General features: G+C 41.4%; 15 protein-coding genes, 1 tRNA gene and 2 pseudogenes. 13 read left to right on the forward strand and 5 right to left on the reverse strand.

Features of this window, described 5'->3' with window-relative positions:
• Positions 1-177 precede the first annotated feature (177 nt).
• The 3 genes from ndhC to VB775_RS16015 are packed head-to-tail and all read left to right on the forward strand — an operon-like array spanning position 178 to position 1,806.
• Positions 178-540 (forward strand): NADH-quinone oxidoreductase subunit A, encoded by a 363-nt coding sequence (gene ndhC / locus VB775_RS16005; RefSeq protein ID WP_094533114.1) that lies wholly within the window; start codon positions 178-180, stop codon positions 538-540.
• Positions 537-1,277, forward strand: a complete 741-nt coding sequence (locus tag VB775_RS16010; protein ID WP_094533116.1) for an NADH dehydrogenase subunit K — start codon at positions 537-539, stop codon at positions 1,275-1,277. The genes ndhC and VB775_RS16010 overlap by 4 nt, the downstream gene beginning before the upstream one ends.
• On the forward strand, positions 1,267-1,806 hold the full coding sequence (locus VB775_RS16015; protein WP_281007725.1) for an NAD(P)H-quinone oxidoreductase subunit J: 540 nt from the start codon (positions 1,267-1,269) through the stop codon (positions 1,804-1,806). Before VB775_RS16010 ends, VB775_RS16015 begins: the two co-directional genes overlap by 11 nt.
• A gap of 49 nt (positions 1,807-1,855) precedes the next feature.
• Here the strand turns inward: VB775_RS16015 and VB775_RS16020 are convergent.
• Positions 1,856-2,035, reverse strand: a pseudogene (locus tag VB775_RS16020) (transposase); the annotation flags it as partial.
• Positions 2,036-2,079: 44 nt separating this feature from the next.
• Here VB775_RS16020 and VB775_RS16025 point away from each other — a divergent pair.
• The 7 genes from VB775_RS16025 to VB775_RS16055 all read left to right on the forward strand — a co-directional run bounded on the left by VB775_RS16025 (position 2,080) and on the right by VB775_RS16055 (position 7,519).
• On the forward strand, positions 2,080-2,349 hold the full coding sequence (locus tag VB775_RS16025) for a Uma2 family endonuclease (protein WP_281007724.1): 270 nt from the start codon (positions 2,080-2,082) through the stop codon (positions 2,347-2,349).
• A 60-nt stretch (positions 2,350-2,409) separates the two neighbouring features.
• Positions 2,410-3,033 (forward strand): cofactor assembly of complex C subunit B, encoded by a 624-nt coding sequence (locus VB775_RS16030; RefSeq protein WP_281009356.1) that lies wholly within the window; start codon positions 2,410-2,412, stop codon positions 3,031-3,033.
• A gap of 78 nt (positions 3,034-3,111) precedes the next feature.
• Positions 3,112-3,732, forward strand: coding sequence for a DUF2059 domain-containing protein (locus VB775_RS16035; protein WP_281007723.1), 621 nt, complete (start codon positions 3,112-3,114; stop codon positions 3,730-3,732).
• 164 nt (positions 3,733-3,896) lie between these two features.
• Positions 3,897-4,418 carry a DUF4330 domain-containing protein gene (locus tag VB775_RS16040; protein WP_281007722.1) on the forward strand — a complete coding sequence of 174 codons (522 nt, stop codon included), beginning with the start codon at positions 3,897-3,899 and terminating at the stop codon, positions 4,416-4,418.
• Between the two features lie 2 nt (positions 4,419-4,420).
• Positions 4,421-6,133 (forward strand): serine/threonine-protein kinase, encoded by a 1,713-nt coding sequence (locus VB775_RS16045; protein WP_281007721.1) that lies wholly within the window; start codon positions 4,421-4,423, stop codon positions 6,131-6,133.
• A gap of 68 nt (positions 6,134-6,201) precedes the next feature.
• Positions 6,202-6,639: a dUTP diphosphatase gene (gene dut, locus VB775_RS16050; RefSeq protein ID WP_281007720.1), complete on the forward strand. Its 438-nt coding sequence runs from the start codon at positions 6,202-6,204 to the stop codon at positions 6,637-6,639.
• A 499-nt stretch (positions 6,640-7,138) separates the two neighbouring features.
• Positions 7,139-7,519, forward strand: coding sequence for a hypothetical protein (locus VB775_RS16055; RefSeq protein ID WP_281007719.1), 381 nt, complete (start codon positions 7,139-7,141; stop codon positions 7,517-7,519).
• Between the two features lie 385 nt (positions 7,520-7,904).
• On the opposite strand, the pseudogene VB775_RS26525 reads toward VB775_RS16055, so the two are convergent.
• Positions 7,905-8,215, reverse strand: a pseudogene (locus tag VB775_RS26525) (type I restriction-modification system subunit M N-terminal domain-containing protein); the annotation flags it as partial.
• Between the two features lie 525 nt (positions 8,216-8,740).
• On the opposite strand from VB775_RS26525, the gene VB775_RS16075 reads away from it, so the two are divergent.
• Positions 8,741-8,827: transfer RNA gene (locus VB775_RS16075), tRNA-Ser, on the forward strand.
• Between the two features lie 308 nt (positions 8,828-9,135).
• Here the strand turns inward: VB775_RS16075 and VB775_RS16080 are convergent.
• Both VB775_RS16080 and VB775_RS16085 read right to left on the reverse strand, forming a co-directional pair.
• Positions 9,136-10,623: a CHAT domain-containing protein gene (locus VB775_RS16080; protein WP_281007716.1), complete on the reverse strand. Its 1,488-nt coding sequence runs from the start codon at positions 10,621-10,623 to the stop codon at positions 9,136-9,138.
• 43 nt (positions 10,624-10,666) lie between these two features.
• On the reverse strand, positions 10,667-12,418 hold the full coding sequence (locus VB775_RS16085; RefSeq protein WP_281007715.1) for an iron uptake porin: 1,752 nt from the start codon (positions 12,416-12,418) through the stop codon (positions 10,667-10,669).
• A gap of 365 nt (positions 12,419-12,783) precedes the next feature.
• On the opposite strand from VB775_RS16085, the gene VB775_RS16090 reads away from it, so the two are divergent.
• Positions 12,784-13,827 carry a YheT family hydrolase gene (locus VB775_RS16090; RefSeq protein ID WP_281007714.1) on the forward strand — a complete coding sequence of 348 codons (1,044 nt, stop codon included), beginning with the start codon at positions 12,784-12,786 and terminating at the stop codon, positions 13,825-13,827.
• A gap of 28 nt (positions 13,828-13,855) precedes the next feature.
• Here the strand turns inward: VB775_RS16090 and VB775_RS16095 are convergent, their stop codons facing one another.
• Positions 13,856-15,241: a hypothetical protein gene (locus VB775_RS16095; RefSeq protein WP_281007713.1), complete on the reverse strand. Its 1,386-nt coding sequence runs from the start codon at positions 15,239-15,241 to the stop codon at positions 13,856-13,858.
• 1,642 nt (positions 15,242-16,883) lie between these two features.
• Between VB775_RS16095 and VB775_RS16100 the strand changes: the two genes are divergently transcribed.
• Positions 16,884-17,513 carry a ribonuclease D gene (locus VB775_RS16100; RefSeq protein ID WP_407072955.1) on the forward strand — a complete coding sequence of 210 codons (630 nt, stop codon included), beginning with the start codon at positions 16,884-16,886 and terminating at the stop codon, positions 17,511-17,513.
• Positions 17,514-17,565 lie beyond the last annotated feature (52 nt).

Below are 17,565 nucleotides of genomic sequence, written 5' to 3' on the forward strand. Positions count from 1 at the left end.
AATCTGAGACCTTATCCAAGTATATAAGCCAATGTATAGAAAAATTTCTAGTCTGTTACAAATTTTCATCTACCCCTACACCCATATAATGTAGTCAGGATCTCCTAATTTGAAGCGATCGCGAAAGCTGACCGTGACAAATTAGAATTTAGTCAAGCTAGCTTGAAGAGGTAATAAATTTTGGTTTTAAGCGGATACGAATACTTACTGGTATTCATCATCGTTTGTACGCTTGTCCCCCTATCGGGGCTAGCATTATCTGCTCTATTAAGCCCAAAACAGTCTGGAGCCGCAGGTCGTACCACCTACGAGTCTGGCTGTGAACCCATTGGGGGAGCTTGGATACAGTTTAATATTCGTTATTATATGTTTGCACTCGCCTTCGTTATCTTTGACGTAGAAACGGTATTTTTATACCCTTGGGCAGTCGCATTTAGTAAACTAGGATTACTTGCTTTTGTGGAAGCATTAATCTTTATTAGCATTCTTGTATTAGGTCTAGTCTACGCTTGGAGAAAAGGAGCCTTAGAATGGTCATGAAATCCGAAAACGTTGGTCTGGACTTCAGCATCGAAGAACAAACACAACGCCTCATTAATCCCGCCGCTACACCACAAGTCACCCAAGACTTATCTAATAATGTCGTTTTGACCACCCTCAACGACCTTTACAACTGGTCGAGAATGTCTAGCCTCTGGCCGATGCTCTACGGTACTAGCTGCTGCTTCATTGAGTTTGCTGCCATGATTGGCTCCAGATTTGACTTTGATCGCTTTGGTCTACTGCCCCGTTCTAGCCCCCGTCAAGCTGACTTGATCATCACCGCAGGGACAGTCACCATGAAAATGGCTCCTGCGCTAGTGCGTCTCTATGAGCAAATGCAAGAACCGAAATATGTAATCGCCATGGGCGCTTGCACGATCACAGGTGGCATGTTTAGCACCGATTCCTACACCACAGTGCGCGGTGTGGATAAGCTGATTCCCGTTGATGTGTATATCCCAGGGTGTCCTCCTCGTCCTGAAGCAATTATGGACGCGATCATCAAGTTGCGTAAAAAAATCGGCACTGAAGGATTTAAAGAAAGAGCTACTCTTGATCGCACTCATCGCTACTATGCGGTAAAGCATGAAATGAAGGTAGTTAGCCCAATTTTGACTGGACAATATCTAGAAATGCCTAGCCGTATGGCTCCACCTAAGGAATTAGTTGAGTCTGGCATTCCTCTGCCCGCTTTGCAAATGGCTCAGAAGGAGGTAGAAACCGTTGGCAGATAATCAATCAGAAAAGCAAGAAGCGGCTTTAGCTACGACTGAGGTAACTGCCCCAGTTTCGCAATGGCTAACGAGTAATGGCTTTGAGCATGAGTTTTTGGGGTTGGATAAGCAAGGCGTTCCCATTCTCAAAATCGATCGCCAATTCTTATTACCATTCTCGACTGCTCTCTATGCCTATGGCTTTAACTACATGATGTGTCAATGTGGTTATGATGCTGGCGCTGGGGATAGTTTAGTGAGTATGTATCATCTCGCTAAGCTCACCGATGAGGGCATTAATAAAAGCGATCGCCTCGAAGAAGTCCGCATCAAGGTATTTCTTCCGCGCACCGATCCGCGTTGTCCATCGGTCTATTGGATCTGGAAAACTGCTGATTGGCAAGAGCGCGAAACCTTCGATATGTACGGCATCATCTACGAGGGGCATCCCAATCTCAAGCGGATTCTCATGCCTGAAGACTGGATTGGCTATCCTATGCGTAAGGATTACGTTACACCAGACTTCTACGAGTTACAAGACGCATACTAAAAAAGAAGCAAGCACCTTTTGGGTGCTTCTTTTTTGGCTGGATATCAAGCTAGATTCCGTTATACCAATTCACAACGACGGACTCAATAATTGCGCGTTTGCGAAGCAAAATCTTATCAATCAACTTGACCAGACAGTTTTTTATGTTTTTCTTGCGCTTGGTAATCATTTGCAAACCTTGCTTATAGAGCTTCTCAAACAACTTTTGGAAGATATAATCACGGTCACCCAACAATTGACCAAACAGGGCTTGAGGCATCTCAGGCAAAGGTTGTGGAGGCTTTACCAATACCTGCGGATATTTTATTAATTATTGAGGTCGCGGACAGCACGATCGCTAATGATCGAGAAGTCAAGAGGCCCTTGTATGCGGCGGCGGGAATTCCCGAAATGAGGTTATTTGATGTCAATGAGCAGGTGATTTTCGGATATTCGCAGCCTGCGGCAAAGGGATATAAGAAAATGCAGCGTTATGAAAAAGATGATAATTTTTTTATGATGGCCTTTCCCGATATCAGTTTTTCATGGCAAGAATTGTTTTAAAACCAATAAAATCAGAGGTGATGCAAAGCATCACCTCTGATTTTATTGGTTTTATATATGATGATTCGGTATTTGCCTCTTGTGGTGGGCACAGTGGGCGGCTTAGCACTATTAGCTAATCGGATGGTGACGGCAAACCTCACTGCTAGTCAGTCACGGGCTGATGCCTTGGGGGTCTTATTAAGTGCGGTTTTGATTTTGATTGGATTGTTATGGCAGCAAGTGCAACCCAAACCGCCCGAAGCCGTGATTTTAGTAGGCGAAGAAGGCTTGGAAATAGATGGAAATCTACCAGAGGCAGTTAAAACAGAACTCGCTTGGGCAACGCATATTTTACTTACCAATACAGTTACAAAAGCGGTAGCTATTTATTATGATCGCCAAACTATTCTCCGCCGAGGCATTTTAGGCAAAAGCAAACAGGTAAATATTGGCGCGATCGCTGAGCGCGTGATGAAAACCCAAAAGCCAGTTTATTTGGTCAAATTGGAGCTTTATCCAGGTCGGGTGGAGTTTGACTATCTACCCGAAAATACTCAGGGCGTAATCGTGCAACCTCTGGGCGAAAAAGGAGTCATGATTTTAGGAGCAAATATTCCGCGTAGCTATACTAAGCAAGATGAAAATTGGGTAACAGCGATCGCTGACAAACTCACCTATAATCTCGAAAAAATGTCCTCATGAGTAACTCATCTGATCTAAAACCTGTGGCGCAGGCTGTGTGTGCGCCACAAGCTTTTCCTCATTACACTAAAAAAAATTATGCTAAACCGCATTTTTCTAACTGCTGCACTGTCCTCATTACTTACTACTGCCTTAGTCTTGCCCTCATCTCATCAAGTGATCGCCCAAACACCTCAAGAGAGTAGTGAACCCGCTAAGCCTGTAAAACCAAGTGCGCCGATAATTTCTCAGGAAAAACGAGCCTTGATCAAAGAGTTACTGGAAATTACAGAATCCACGAAAAACGCTGAACAGATCATGGATTCGATGGTGCGTTCCGAGTTGCCGAATCTGGTATCAGCAGTCCTCAAAAATGCGCCTGCCCTCGACAGCGATCGCCCAGAAATTCAAAAACAATTTAGTGAGATCGTCTCACGCATGGCGGTTAAGTATCGCGATCGCGTGGTCAAAAAAATTGATGTCAATCAGTTAATTGAACAGGTTTCCTATCCGATCTATGACAAGTATTTTACCGAATCGGAATTGCGCGACATTATCGGATTTTATAAGTCGTCAACTGGCAAAAAGGCAATTAGTCTGATGCCACAGATTTTTAATGACTCTTTTCAGCGTACTAACGAGATCTTATTACCCCAAATGTCACGCATCATGACCGAAATTATTACCGAAGAGCTTTTAAACGCATTACCCCGTAAGTAAGAAGGGACGCACAGTAACCAGATTTTGTGTGGCGCGGCGAAGCCGCGCCACACAAAAAATCACTGTAACCGTCTTAGCCATTGCTATACTGTAATGCTGTAAGCGCTTTGTCGCTTTAGCAAACCTTTAACACTCTACTCCACCGTTACATCCTGAAAATACGCATGGCACTTCTAGATCGGCAAGGTCGTTTATTTGGTAAATTAAGCATTCTGGACATTGGCGCGATCGCGACGATCCTGATTGTCCTGATTGGCTTACTCATCGTCCCTGGCAATAGCGGCAGTTCGATCGCTCAAGTGCTATCTGCTGAAAATAAGACAGTCCAAGTCGATATGAATGTACGTGGTTTAAGTGCAAGTGAGCCGCAAAACCTTGTCAAAGTCGGTGACAAAGTGAAAATTATTATCCGCAATCAACCACGCGGCGAAGTCACGATCAGAAAAGTAGATATTTCAATTCCCAAAATTGTCACCGCCAAAGCTGATGGTACAGCCGTTTATTTTGATGATCCTCGCGCTGTCGCCACTTCTCAGTCTGACCTAGCGATCACCCTCGAAGCAACAGCCCAAATTACCAATGATGGGGCTGTATTTGCCAATGAAAAGGTTAAAGTCGGTACATCAATTGATATTGAAGGACCGAGATATATCATTCGGGGTAGTGCGATGGCGGTGAGGTATTAATTATGCAACCCCCATTTCCTCAAGGTTTTGTACTTAAAGGTCGCTATGCAATCCGATCAACGATTGGACAGGGTGGTATGGGGCGTACATACTTAGCACAAGATTTAGAGCGCTTTAATGAAACCTGCGTACTCAAAGAATTTATTCCGCCTCAAGATTCTCTAGAAGTAACCGAAAAAGCTAAAGAACTTTTTCGCCGTGAAGCCTCAGTGCTTTATCAAATCCGTCATCCTCAAGTGCCAGATTTTCGGGCAACCTTTGAGTCTGAGGGGCGATTGCTCTTGGTTCAAGACTATGTGGATGGCAAAAACTATCGTAATTTGTTACTCGATCGCCTCAAGGTTGGACAGACATTCTCGGAGAATGAAATTTTTGCATTAATGCAGCAGCTTTTACCTGTGCTGAGCTATCTGCATAGCCACAACATCATTCACCGCGATATTTCTCCTGAAAATCTAATGTTGCGATCGCAGGATAATTTACCTGTGCTGATCGATTTTGGTGTTGTCCAAGAAACTAATGCCAAACTCAACTCGCAAATGGGTATTCCTGCCTCAACGGTCGCAGGTAAAGCGGGCTATGCGCCTCCCGAACAATTGCAGTCAGGAAGCGCCTATGCTAATAGTGATCTCTATGCTCTTGCGGTAACTTCGATTGTGTTGCTGACAGGCAAAGAGCCATCGGAACTCTTTGATAGCATCAATTTAGCGTGGAATTGGCAGCAGTTTGCCAATGTCAATCCTGCCTTTGCAAGGGTAATCAACCAAATGTTGAGCTACAAACCCACCAATCGCTATCGTTCCGCCGACGAGGTAATGCAAGCTCTGCAAGTTGCTCAAGCCTCTTTTTCAGGTGCAAAGACCTATGCAGTAGGACGGCAAGTGCCTTCCAATGTGGTCGCCAATATTCCTCAGAAAACAGTTGTTGCAGGTGCTAGCAATCGCAACCCTGCATATGGCACTCAAAATGCACCAGTTCGGTCAAATAGTAATGGTTCCGTCAATTGGTTTTTAGGAATTTTAATTGTTTTAGTGGCTGGCGTTGGCTCATGGGCAGTCACTTCTTTCTTTTTTAGCCGTAATCGAGTTACAACAACTCCCACTGAGTCGGCGATCGCTTCTCCCACAGCTACACCAAACGCGACAAATGCGACAAACATTAATACTAGCCTCGAACTCAAGTCCGTGAATGAAGGCTTAAATCGAGGATTTAGTAGCGATAAGATCGTGGCTGGACAAGTTGTCAATGTCCGTTTTAATGGTGAAAAAGATGAGCTTCTTACCGTTTCTCTAACTGGTGCAGATTTACAAATGACGATCCAAAGTGACGATCAAGTTAGTCTCGACCGTAAAGCGATCGACAATGCTACGGGATATTGGCAAGGTCGCCTGAAAAAAGATGGTGTGTACTATATCAAGATCAAAACCACTAGTACAAGTGAAACTACCTACAAACTTGATGTTCAGTTAGAAGCGCCCATTCGTCCAAAACCAACTCCCACGCGAACTCCGACACCCACACCCACACCCACAGTCACTCCCACCCCAACACTATCGCCAACTCCAACGGAACCATTGCCATCGCCTGATCCTTCGCCTACGGCTAGTCCTACCGAGCCATCGCCATCGCCTTCTCCATCACCAGTACCTAATCCAATTGAGCCTGCTCCTGAACCCACCAAACCGACCTCAAATCCGAATACTCTAACCTTTTAAAACCCAATGATGGGCGGCACAAAGTGCCGCCCATCATTTCTGATATATATAGCACTCCCATCTAATCAATGCAAACCGTCGAAATCAAATTCCAAAAGTTACATCCTGAAGCCATAATTCCCAGCTATGCCCATATTGGTGACGCTGGTGCTGATGTTTATTCAGTCGCTGAAATCACATTGCAACCACATCAACGCATAGCCATTCCTACAGGTTTAGCTGTTGATATTCCCATTGGCTACGAAATTCAAGTGCGTCCTAAAAGTGGACTTGCTCTCAAACATGGGATTACAGTTCTCAATTCCCCAGGGACAGTTGATGCTGGCTATCGTGGAGAGATTCAAGTGATTGTGATTAATTTGGGAACGGAAGCCTATACCTTCACCAAAGGACAGAAGGTTGCTCAGTTAGTATTAAAACCAGTAATTCAAGCTCTTTATATTGAAGGAGAATTAGGAACCAGCGATCGCGGTATCGGTGGTTTTGGAAGTACTGGTCTGACTTAATTCTTTTACTTAACGTGAGTGTTGCAACACTTGCGTGAATTAACGTCAGTTCGACGAAAGCGAAAAATGGGAAGAATCGCTAAGCGATTCTTCCCATTTTTCGCCATTTGCGGCGTGCGAAGCACGCCGCAAATGGCTATATCGAACTCACGTTGAATTAGTATTAGCTGAACAAGGTACTTACACCCAAACCAAGAAAAAAAAATGAAAGCGTTGCGAAGCAACGCTTTTATTTTTTTTTCTTGTGGCTTGTTTAATCGGCAATTGCTACAAACACCTTATCTGTATCTCAGCAGTATAAAAATTGCCATATTGAAACACTAAAGCTAGAAACCTAGAAAGCTGTGCCATCCGCGTAGCGGACGGCACAGCTTCTGATTTTAGGGTTTAATTATGGTGATCTACTTACAATGAGAATTGTTGATCGGTAAATAGGAGCATGTACCTTGCTATACGATTAAGCTTAATATAAAAATATACTTTAAACGTTTATACACTTGTGAACTACTATTTTCCTTCCGATCCACCATACTTTTTGTTCGCTATTTCCCTTGTAGCTGGAATCGCCTGCGGTCGATCATTTGAAGTAACTTTACGCAATTTGGTTAACATTTGGTCAAGCAGTAAGTCCTCTCGCGTCATGCTGGAGCTAAAGAGTGCCAGTATCAAAGTCCCTTATCTAGGCATGACTATCAGTATTGCTGTTTTTATGTCAACAGGTCTAGAAGTATTTGGTTTTCCGACTCTATTTGGCTATATCATTGCGATTCCTCTCACCGTCGGTATTGCTCTTCTCGTTTGGCGACAACTGGGACAAATGTTGATTGAGCTAGAGAAGGGAGGCTCCGCAGCATTAGATCTGGATTCGTTTGAAGGTTAATTTATAAAACCCAAAAGAGTAATGGCGGCGCGAAGCGCCGCCATTACTCTTTTGGGTTTTATAAATTAACCTAAGTACAGGACAAAAATTTAATGGAGTTGAAGAAAGCCTCGGAATTGAGATGGATGTCAAAGATGAAGTGACGCAGGAAATCAAAGCCAAGACGAAAAATGCTCTTAGGTAAGCGACCGTGCTTTCTAGGTTTTAGGGGATTGAGCTGAGCAAGCCAAAGCCCTGAAGAAAAAGCCCAACATAAAGCGAGGGTGAGTAAAGCAATAAGTTTAGAAAGGCGTTCAGGGGCTTGAAGGTGAGTCGCCTCCAAACAAAAGCCACGAGATTTAAAACAACCAAACAAAGTCTCAATCGCCCATCATTTGTGCAACGCCACAAAATCAGCCTTACCCCACAACTCATGGGGATCTTCATAATAAGTAATCGCCTTTGGCATATCCCCCTCCAACCCATGCACCGCCAAATTCATCTTGGCAAGCCGAATCGTGCTCGATTTTTTCTCCAAACCTTTAAAGGTTAATGAGTGTGCAAAATAATCACTATAGGCAAGGCATGACGCAGGAAGATCAATCCCATTACAGGCATGAAATACTCATTACTGGCATAGTTGGAGTTAGACCTCAATATGTCAGCAGCACCCCATAGGCGCTTTTCAATTGCCTCAATATGTTCGAGTTGCACCATATTTAACCCTATAATTTACCGACATTAGCTTGATTAGGCTCTAGCATAACCATCGCTAAACCCATTCGATCCAAGATCGAGAAATAATTAGGTCAGCATCAGCAATTTCAAATTCAAAAAGTAGCAATAGATACAAAATACAGCAAGACAAAGATTCAGAAAGAATTAGGATTATCACCGAGCATAAAATCGACTATAGCAATGCAAGAGATAGCTAGGACAAATCAAAACCCAAAAGATGAGTGGCGGCGCGAAGCGCCGCCACTCATCTTTTGGGTTTTATGTCCTAAGCAAACCTTGCATTGCTATAAGTGCTGCCATCCGTCAAAGAGAATGGACTTGGTAAGAGAAAGAATATCTTGACATCAGCCTTTGCAAGTACCACGCTTACGACGAAATCAAGGCTTTTTTATCAAAAAGCAAAACCCTACAAAAAAATTTGCAGACGTGTCATGTTTTGCTATGATTAAATACCGCGCAACTAAACAGGTAAATTCTAGTAAATTTGTTTGTTTAGTTAAGCGAGGAGAGATGGCCGAGTGGTTGAAGGCGCAGCACTGGAAATGCTGTTTAGGGGTAACTTTAACGAGGGTTCGAATCCCTCTCTCTCCGTAAAATATAGCTTTTATAGCTATAGACACCTAAATCAAAGCCCAAATAGTGTGAGGTAGCTCGAAGCGCTACCTCACACTATTTGGGCTTTAAGCCCTAACAAGAACGCCAGTTCGACAAAAGCGAAAAATGGTAAGAATCGCTAAGCGATTCTTACCATTTTTCGCCATTTGCGGCGTGCTTCGCACGCCGCAAATGGCGATATCGAACTGACGTTAACAAGAATGGCGAAAGCTATAGCTAGCTATCAAACAAAAAAAAGGAGGTGTATAGCACCTCCTTTTTTTGTTTGATTAGAGTTCTAGACACTATAGCCAATTGCCAACCAAGATAAAAGAAGCCCAAAAGTATGGGTGCTTCAGATCGATCTCTTGATTAAGTTGATTGAGAGAAACTTCTGGTAAATTGGGAATTCTTTGGATCTGGTTACCCTCAATTCTTACATCTCCTGTTAGTAGAGCGACTTGAGTTTGTTGCAAGGCGATCGCCTTACTTTGGGCATCGGGGTAATTGCGATAAAAAGATAGCATCAATGGTACTGTACCAGCATCACTTACTACCCAAAGTGATGCAAGCACACTTTTTGCGCCTTTTTGCGCTGCGACTCCACCTAGACCGAGATTTTTGCCGACAGCAGTCTGACAAGCACTCAGTGTCAGCATCTCAATTGGTTCAAAACCGAGATTGAAAGATTGAAGTTGATCGAGATATAGCCGCTCATTCCACATTTGAATGAATGCACCACTAATAGTGTTACTCACAAATTTGGCATGAGTGGCTAGATGCACGATGCCATAGTTTTTCTTTTTTCGCTGGGTCTTGATATTTTCAACGGTAAAGCTTTGGTTAAGAAAAGCATCGCCTTGTAAAACTTGTGTGGTGATTATATTAGCTTCCACTTCGACACTAGGTAGTGCCGACAACCCTTGCATAGCTTCGGTCAGACCCATTACCAGAATGCTGTTGCTTCGGCGATCTCTCAATTGCAAATTTACCATTCCCATAGATGGAACAGTCGCGATCGCATATTTCTGCACTAAAAAGTCTTTGCCATCATGTAAAGCCGCGATCGGAATTGCCCGCAATGGTCCATCCATTACAAAGATCAGCGTTTTGATATTAGCCGATTGTAAATCAGTATCAATTGGACGAATTATCCAATCGTATAGAGTTTGAGCAGAGGGTAAATAGTCTATCGAACTTACATCACGAATATTACCCACAAAATCTTCAGCCGCTGACATAATATCTAATTCATTGGCTTCTCGGACAACTTTACGAATTGGTTTGCCAGATGATGGTATCAGTAGTATCTCTAAGCGATCAGGGAAGATCACGGGATAAACTAAAGCAGTTGCACTCTCAGTAATCCGCTCAGAGCGAAGTAAAGCAGTCTGAGCCACACTGAGGCTCATAGGGATAGGATTAATATTTTCATTACTGTAATAGCGATGCTCGTCACTGTAGGATTGCTCGATCGCATATTGTGCATCTTCCAATTGGTTGCGATTAAAATAATCTCCAGCCCGCCGACGAGCCTCCAATCCTGCTGGTGCTTTGGTAAATCCGTTGGTTATTACACCACCTAGCAAGCGATCCCCCAGTCCACCACCCTCTGGGGAAAAAATTTCGGGGGAAGAATTTAAGGGTCTAGGACTTGCTGATGGAGTTGCTTGACCTAATGCTGCATTGTTGTGATAAGTAGCTCTGCGACCCAAAAATACTATTCCACTTAAAATCAGAACTAGCAACACTTTCCAACTAAGCGATCGCATTTTCATAACTTTCTTTCTCATTCTCTTACAAAAATTTCTGTACTAAAAAAATTCCAATCCATGACTAAAACATAAAAGTGGTGCGAATTGTGCCGATTGTAATTGTGTCACTTGTAGATGTGTGCACAGGATTAAATAGAAAGATCACTCCTGGGGTGATGTTGATATTGTCAGAAATTCGATAGCGATAAAAGAGTTCCACATGGGTGGTACTAGCTGGCTGAGAACCTACTGCACCAAAGGCAACTTCATTCAATCCAAGAGCACTCGGAAAGTTACCGATTGAAAGATTGCTGCTGACGATTTTGGGTGGTTGCCCAACGTAAATACCACCAAGGTTACCGCGCCCAAACAAATCGAACAAATTAAGATAGACCATCCAGTTTGTCGTTTCTACAGTTCCACTTCCAAAATTGACAGCATTGGATTTTGTATAACCGCCCCATGTGCCAAGTGTAAGGTAGGGACTAAGTCGCCAGTTAAGCGTTGCTCCGATCGCATCAGTCAGAAAATTTGCACCATCAGTGCTGATGAAACTATCACCAGAGGATATTTTTAAAAAGCCACCAGTCGTATAAGCATGGAGGTAATACAAAGCGACATCGATCGCATTAGTCGGTGTCAGTGTTAGCTGTCCTCCTAATGTGTAATCACTACCGAATAAGCCCCCACCATTGCCTAAGGTGGTTGGATTTGCGGGATCGCCTGCGGCATATGTACCCTGAAAACTGATGCGATCGGCAATTTGCCAATCAAAGCCCACACCTGCGCGACTCCGTCCAACGTCTAATATCGGATTGCGCTGAGCAAAATTCGATATTGGTCCCAAACCAGCACTTTCGACTCGATTAGGTCCCCGAAAAACAGTTGCTGGATTGACACCTTCCGTCCCAACGATAAGTACGGCATTATCTCCCACCATGAAGCGATAGGACAAATCAGAAAGCAAAAATGTACTTGCCGAATTACCCTCATAACTAAGACGAGTAAAGTTGTCTTGAAAAATATTACCTGAGTCCGTAGTCAAATTGGCAGCGCGCAGCCCGACTAAGAGTAAGCTCCGATTATGAAAATCAAATTGGGTCAGTAAACTAAGCTGTAGATTGTAACCCAAGGTCAGATTGGTCGAGGGATCGACTTCATCAGCAGTCAAGATTCCATCTCGAGGACTCAAGTCAGCCGAGTTACGCAATCGCCCCTGCAAGCCAAATATAGCCTGTCCATACAGCTTAGTTGTCGTTGAGAATTGCTGAGCTTCTAATTTTGAAGTTTTTGCTTCTAGCGTATCCACTCGCCCCCGCAATATCGCCAACTCAGCAGCAAATTCTTCTTGAAGTTTTTGAATAGTAGCAAGATCTTCTTTGCTAACCTTATCGGCTAAGCCTGTGGTAATAATTTCGTTGATTTTGTCCAAACAAGCATTCAAACCAGCCGCAAATTCGTAGCGTGAAAGTTTTTTTTGTCCGCGAAATGTAGCATCAGGATAACCCGTAATACATGCATAGCGTTCAACCAAAGATTGCACGGCAGTAAATGACCAATCAGTTGATCGCACATCACTCAATTGAGAAACTGATGTTACTGACTCCGAGTCTTTTGGATTTGTGGGTGAAAGAGTGCGAATGTTTTGAAGAGTTTCTTTAACATTCTGATCCGCTTTCTTTTCACTGCTAATTGTGGTAGCACGAGATTGTTGTGCAATAGTATCTGTGGGGAATCCTGTTAGTAAAAATCCACTAAATAACAACCATTTAACCCACCTCAAATTAGGTGTAATGTAGTGAACTCTTTCAATCGGATCAATCCGATTAAACATATTTGCTTTCTCCTTAAACTGAATAAACTGAGAGATACAAGTATTTATAACTATTTGTATCTTATAACCAGAAAATGAGACCTAATCAGTAAAAACTAATTGATAAAATTCAGTTTGTCATGCCTTTTAAAGAATTACAATTTATATATACATATCGACATAAGTATCTGAGCTTTAATTATGCCCAGATACTTATAGCATTTCTATTACATTTGTGCGATTAAATAATTCATGATAATGCATCTTAAAGATGTATTATCATGAATTATTTAGAATTGATATATATTGCTAATAATTCAAATTCAAAAATAATTTAGAATTGCTATAGTTAAAGTGTAAAGAAATGCAATTAATTACCATTTAGTATGCTTTATACCCCACCTTGGCATCTCACCAATGGTCTGCTAATGACCCTTTATACTGCTTTGCGGGTGAGTCGAAAATGGGAAAACTTCACAGTTGAACCAGAGCCTATTTATCAAGAGCATATTTTTACAGGTGCAAATGGTGTGCCGATCTTTGGTAAGTATGCAATTCCGCAAAATGCGAAAGGAACTATTGTTGGAACCTATGGCATCACTGGGGATTTGGATAATCAATGGTTTCTCAAGATTTTAGGGCGGAAGGCGATCGCTAAGGGATATGCTGTCGTTTTATTTGATTGGCGAGCGCATGGCAAAACTGCTGAGCTTTCACCAGCGCTAACCTCTGATGGTCTATATGAAGGTGAAGATTTTATTAGGATCGCCAATACCGCCAAACAATTAGGATGTCCATCACCCTTTTGGCTGACGGGCTATTCCCTCGGTGGACAATTGGCGTTATGGGGGATTAAGGCGGGAGAGGCGATCGCTAGCTGGGGGAGTGATTTAGATATTACATCTGCTGACATCGCAGGCGGAGCCGTCATTTGCCCAAGTGTTGACTCGAATCGATCGCTTACCTATTTGGTCAAAGATGAACTGGGTCGATTTCTGGAAAAGGCGATCGCCCGTGAATTGAAGAAACTAGGACGTGGCATGGCAAAAATGCATCCTGAATCAATTGATCGTGATGCGGTAGAGAGAGCAAACAGCATCTGGGGATTTGATAATGAATTGACGATCGCCAAATTAGGCTTTGACTCGGTGGAGGAATATTACGATGCAAGTTGTCCGTTATATTTCATGCCGCATTTGCAAAAGCCAACCTTGGTTCTTTATGCTGCGGATGACCCAATGTTTGACCCAACGATCATTGCCGATTTAGAAAAAATTGCTGAAGATAATCCTGCTATTAAACTCATGGTTACAGAACACGGTGGTCATGTCGGTTATGTTAGTAGCAAAAATTGCCAACACAAATATGGCGATCGCGATCGCTGGTGGGCTTGGAATCGAGTTTTTGAATGGATAGAATCTCAATCATAAAGATACAGCCACATATTGCTATGGGATATTAAAAATTTAAAGTTTTAGTCGTATCTTCTTGCTCTAGCCGCTCAAATTGCTCAACTGATTTCTGCTCTAGATCTACAAACCTCTTTAACTGCGAAAATACCCGATAGTTTTCTAAATTTATATCGACTAGATCGTTGTCAGCATTTTTCATTTTAATTAAGCTATAGTCTGTATCCTCATCGAAAATTGCTAAGGTGACATTCAAAACATCAAGAAAATTAATGAATGCGCGACATTCTGTTTCATCATATACGCTGTAAAACTTGAGTAATTCAGCGATATAGCTTTCCAAATAAAAACGAATATGCGGCAGAATCAGGACAATTTTCAGTAATAAAATTGTAGGGTTCAGAAAATTATCATATTCTAGTGATAACTGTAAAAATTCAGAAGGCTTGCGGCGTTCATTCAATAGCAAGTATTGCAAAACACGATTGCAAGTTGCATACAACAAACTAATTGGCATTATTTCTTCATCGCGATGTTCTTGAAAATGCTTTAATTTCTCCACAACTGTCAACCGCAACACCTCAGAAATTTCTAAATCATCTTGTGATATCCCAAGATAATTAAGTAATCTGATCTTGAATTCTAAGAAAGTTATATTCTGAATTTGTTCATAAAATTTCCTAGCAGCTTTTCTATAGTTTTCATTACCCTGCTTATTTAAGACTCTTTTAATTAAAAGTAGTACTCCATCACCCAAATTGGTTGGATTTGGACGTTGAGGATTTGTACCTAATCTTGAGTCAATACGCGCTGTATACATAGCAAGATCAAACTTAAATTGTTTCTTAATCTTGCGAGATAAATTTGCCGCATATTGGCGTTGTTCTAAAGGTTTTCTTGGATCGGCATATTCTGAAATGAGTAGATAGGAGGAAAAACGTTCACTCCAATTATGATAGCTCTTGCTTATGCCAGCTCGACCTGAGAGCGATCGCAGAGTATTATATTCTTCAGACTGAACAAATTTTTGTAGCCAATATCTTAACTTCTTTAATTTGTGAATTTTAGTAGGAATGCCAATAGAATCTGACAAAAAAAGATCAACTAGTTTTTGACAAGCATTAATATTTCCATTGATCGCCCAATTGTTATTAAGAATATAACAACAACGTAAAAGAGCGTACTTAAACTCATTCTCTTTATCATGAAATATGATTTCCCCTAAAGCGTAGTAAGCATTAACATTTTCAATCTCTTCATATTTAATAAATAGTTTCTCAAATTGACTTAATATTAATTCAGCTTCATAATGTTTAATAATTCCTAAAAAGAAATTATAAATATGTTGCTGAGCCTTCTCTATACTACCCGCTGTTATGTCAGTTACTGGCTCAGAGAAACGACTAAATTGATTTTGATTATTAAACTGTGACATGTCAATATTTGCTTGAACAAGAGTAAAAAATTGAACTTTAGATCAGACTATAGCAATTCTTAGCTTTTTATGGTTTGATGAATTAAGGGTTGGGTTTATCGTTACGTAAAGCTTATTCATCAACTATTTAGGACTGCCATACATTATACTAATCAACAAAAAATTCATCTAAACTTATTTCCTTCAAATAACTTATTGTTTTGGACAGGTTTCTAGTCGTTTGTCATTGAAGCTATTGGTTAAAAAGTTTAGAGTTTACAATGGTTGAGATTTATTTCCTTTGTCGAATTCAATATATTAAAGTTGCTATGTAAGTATTTAGTAATTTTCATTTAGTAATTTTCATTTAGTAATGCTATATAGCGTTTATCAGTCTGGTGAAGTACGGTTTTGTTTCCCCGCCGAAGGCGGGGAAACAAAACTTTGTACCTCGCTTGCTTGAAAACCGCTATATAGCGCTCCTAAATGAGTTGTAAGATTTTGAGTGATGTGAGAGTACGCCCCTTCGGGGCGCACTCTCACATCCTATTTAGGATTGCTATATATAGCATTTCAGTCTAGTGAAGCCTCCGCCAAAGGCGGGGGAACAAACCGTTGTACCTCGATTGGTTAAAAATCGCTATATAAGTTCAGCTTAATTAAGACTCAAAACCAGAGATAGTTTTGCCCGCGTAGTGGACAAAACTATCTTCTAGGCTTCTGGCTTATACCAATTCACAAAAGTGTGACCCACACTTTTGTGAATTGGTATAAGCCAAATCCAGTAAGGTTTTTTAAATTAAGAAATGGCTACGTCATTTCTTAATTTGGTATTACTTAAGCCTAGCTACTTAGTGAAAATTACCAATTAGCTTAGGTTTAAGTTGGGATAAAATCCCTTAGCCTACATAACGATCGCTAGGTCTTCGTTATAGCTTGTGAGATTTTTTTACTTACGACCACATGCTTAACTGAATAAAATCTACTTAGGAGAAACTTACTTCCATACGAATTATATTGAGTTGCATATGTTTGAGTCATGGTACTAAACGCTTATTTTTAAAGGTAAGTAGCTAGGTATAAGTAAGCTAAAAAACCCAGAAAGCTGTCCCACCCGCTACGCGGGCGGGACAGCTTTCTGGGTTTAGGTTTTAATTATGGTGCGCTACTTACGCATTTGGCGAAAAATGGGAAGAATCGCTTAGCGATTCTTCCCATTTTTCGCTTTCGTCGAACTGACGTTAATTTATTGGTAAATGTAACGTCAGTTCGATATAGCAATCCTAAATGGGTTGTGAGAGTGCGCCCCGAAGGGGCGCACTCTCACAACTCTCCAAATCTTACAAATCATTTAGGAGCGCTATATAAATATGGCAATGCAAAAACCACAACAGTAAAAGCCTCGCGAAGCAAGGCTTTTACTGTTGTGGTTTCTAGAGAGGTTTCGCGCCGCGAAACCTCTCTAGAATTTAAAATTAACCCGAACTGAGGTTACGTAACTTTTTCAAAGCTATAGAATCTCCAAATGTTGTTGCTACTTGAAGATTTACTATTTGATCGCTATTTTCAGGGTAAAAGTATTTGTCAAATTTTGCCAAGTTTAACAAATAGGTTGCATAAGTCTGTATAAACCCTAAAATTACTTGAGAAATCTAACCGATAAATTAAGATGCCTGCTTTTAAAATTTTTGATAACGATATTGATTTTGAAACTCTTCAAGAATATCTTGGCTGTGAGGCGATCGCCATTGATACTGAAACTATGGGATTGATTCCCAGACGCGATCGCCTATGTTTAATTCAAATTTGTAATGACGATGAAACTGTAAGTTTAGTCAGAATTGCACAGGGTATCAAAGATGCGCCCAACCTTAAGTATTTGTTTGAATCGCCTGAAGTTAATAAGGTCTTTCATTTTGCAAGGTTTGATGTAGCGATGCTGGAAGCCCATCTCGGCATTGCCACGCATCCAATTTTCTGCACTAAAATTGCTAGCAAACTGGCTAGGACATATACCGACAAGCATGGTTTAAAGGAATTGGTCCGCGAACTTGAAAAGATTGAACTAGATAAAACTTCGCAATCATCAGACTGGGGAAATGTTCAAGTTCTGTCAGAAGCCCAACTACAGTATGCAGCTAATGACGTTCGATATTTATTATCTGTTTATCGAAAACTAATTGATATGCTGATTCGAGAAAATCGCTATGATTTAGCGAAAGCCTGCTTTGCCCATATTCCTACCCTTGTTTATTTAGATTTACTAGGATATGCGGATGTTTTTGCCCATTAGTGAAATAAAGCAGACTCACAACAATATCTTGATTTTATGAATGTTATAAGGA

It is taken from the genome of Pseudanabaena sp. CCNP1317, from assembly GCF_034931345.1.
Lineage (GTDB): Bacteria > Cyanobacteriota > Cyanobacteriia > Pseudanabaenales > Pseudanabaenaceae > Pseudanabaena > Pseudanabaena galeata.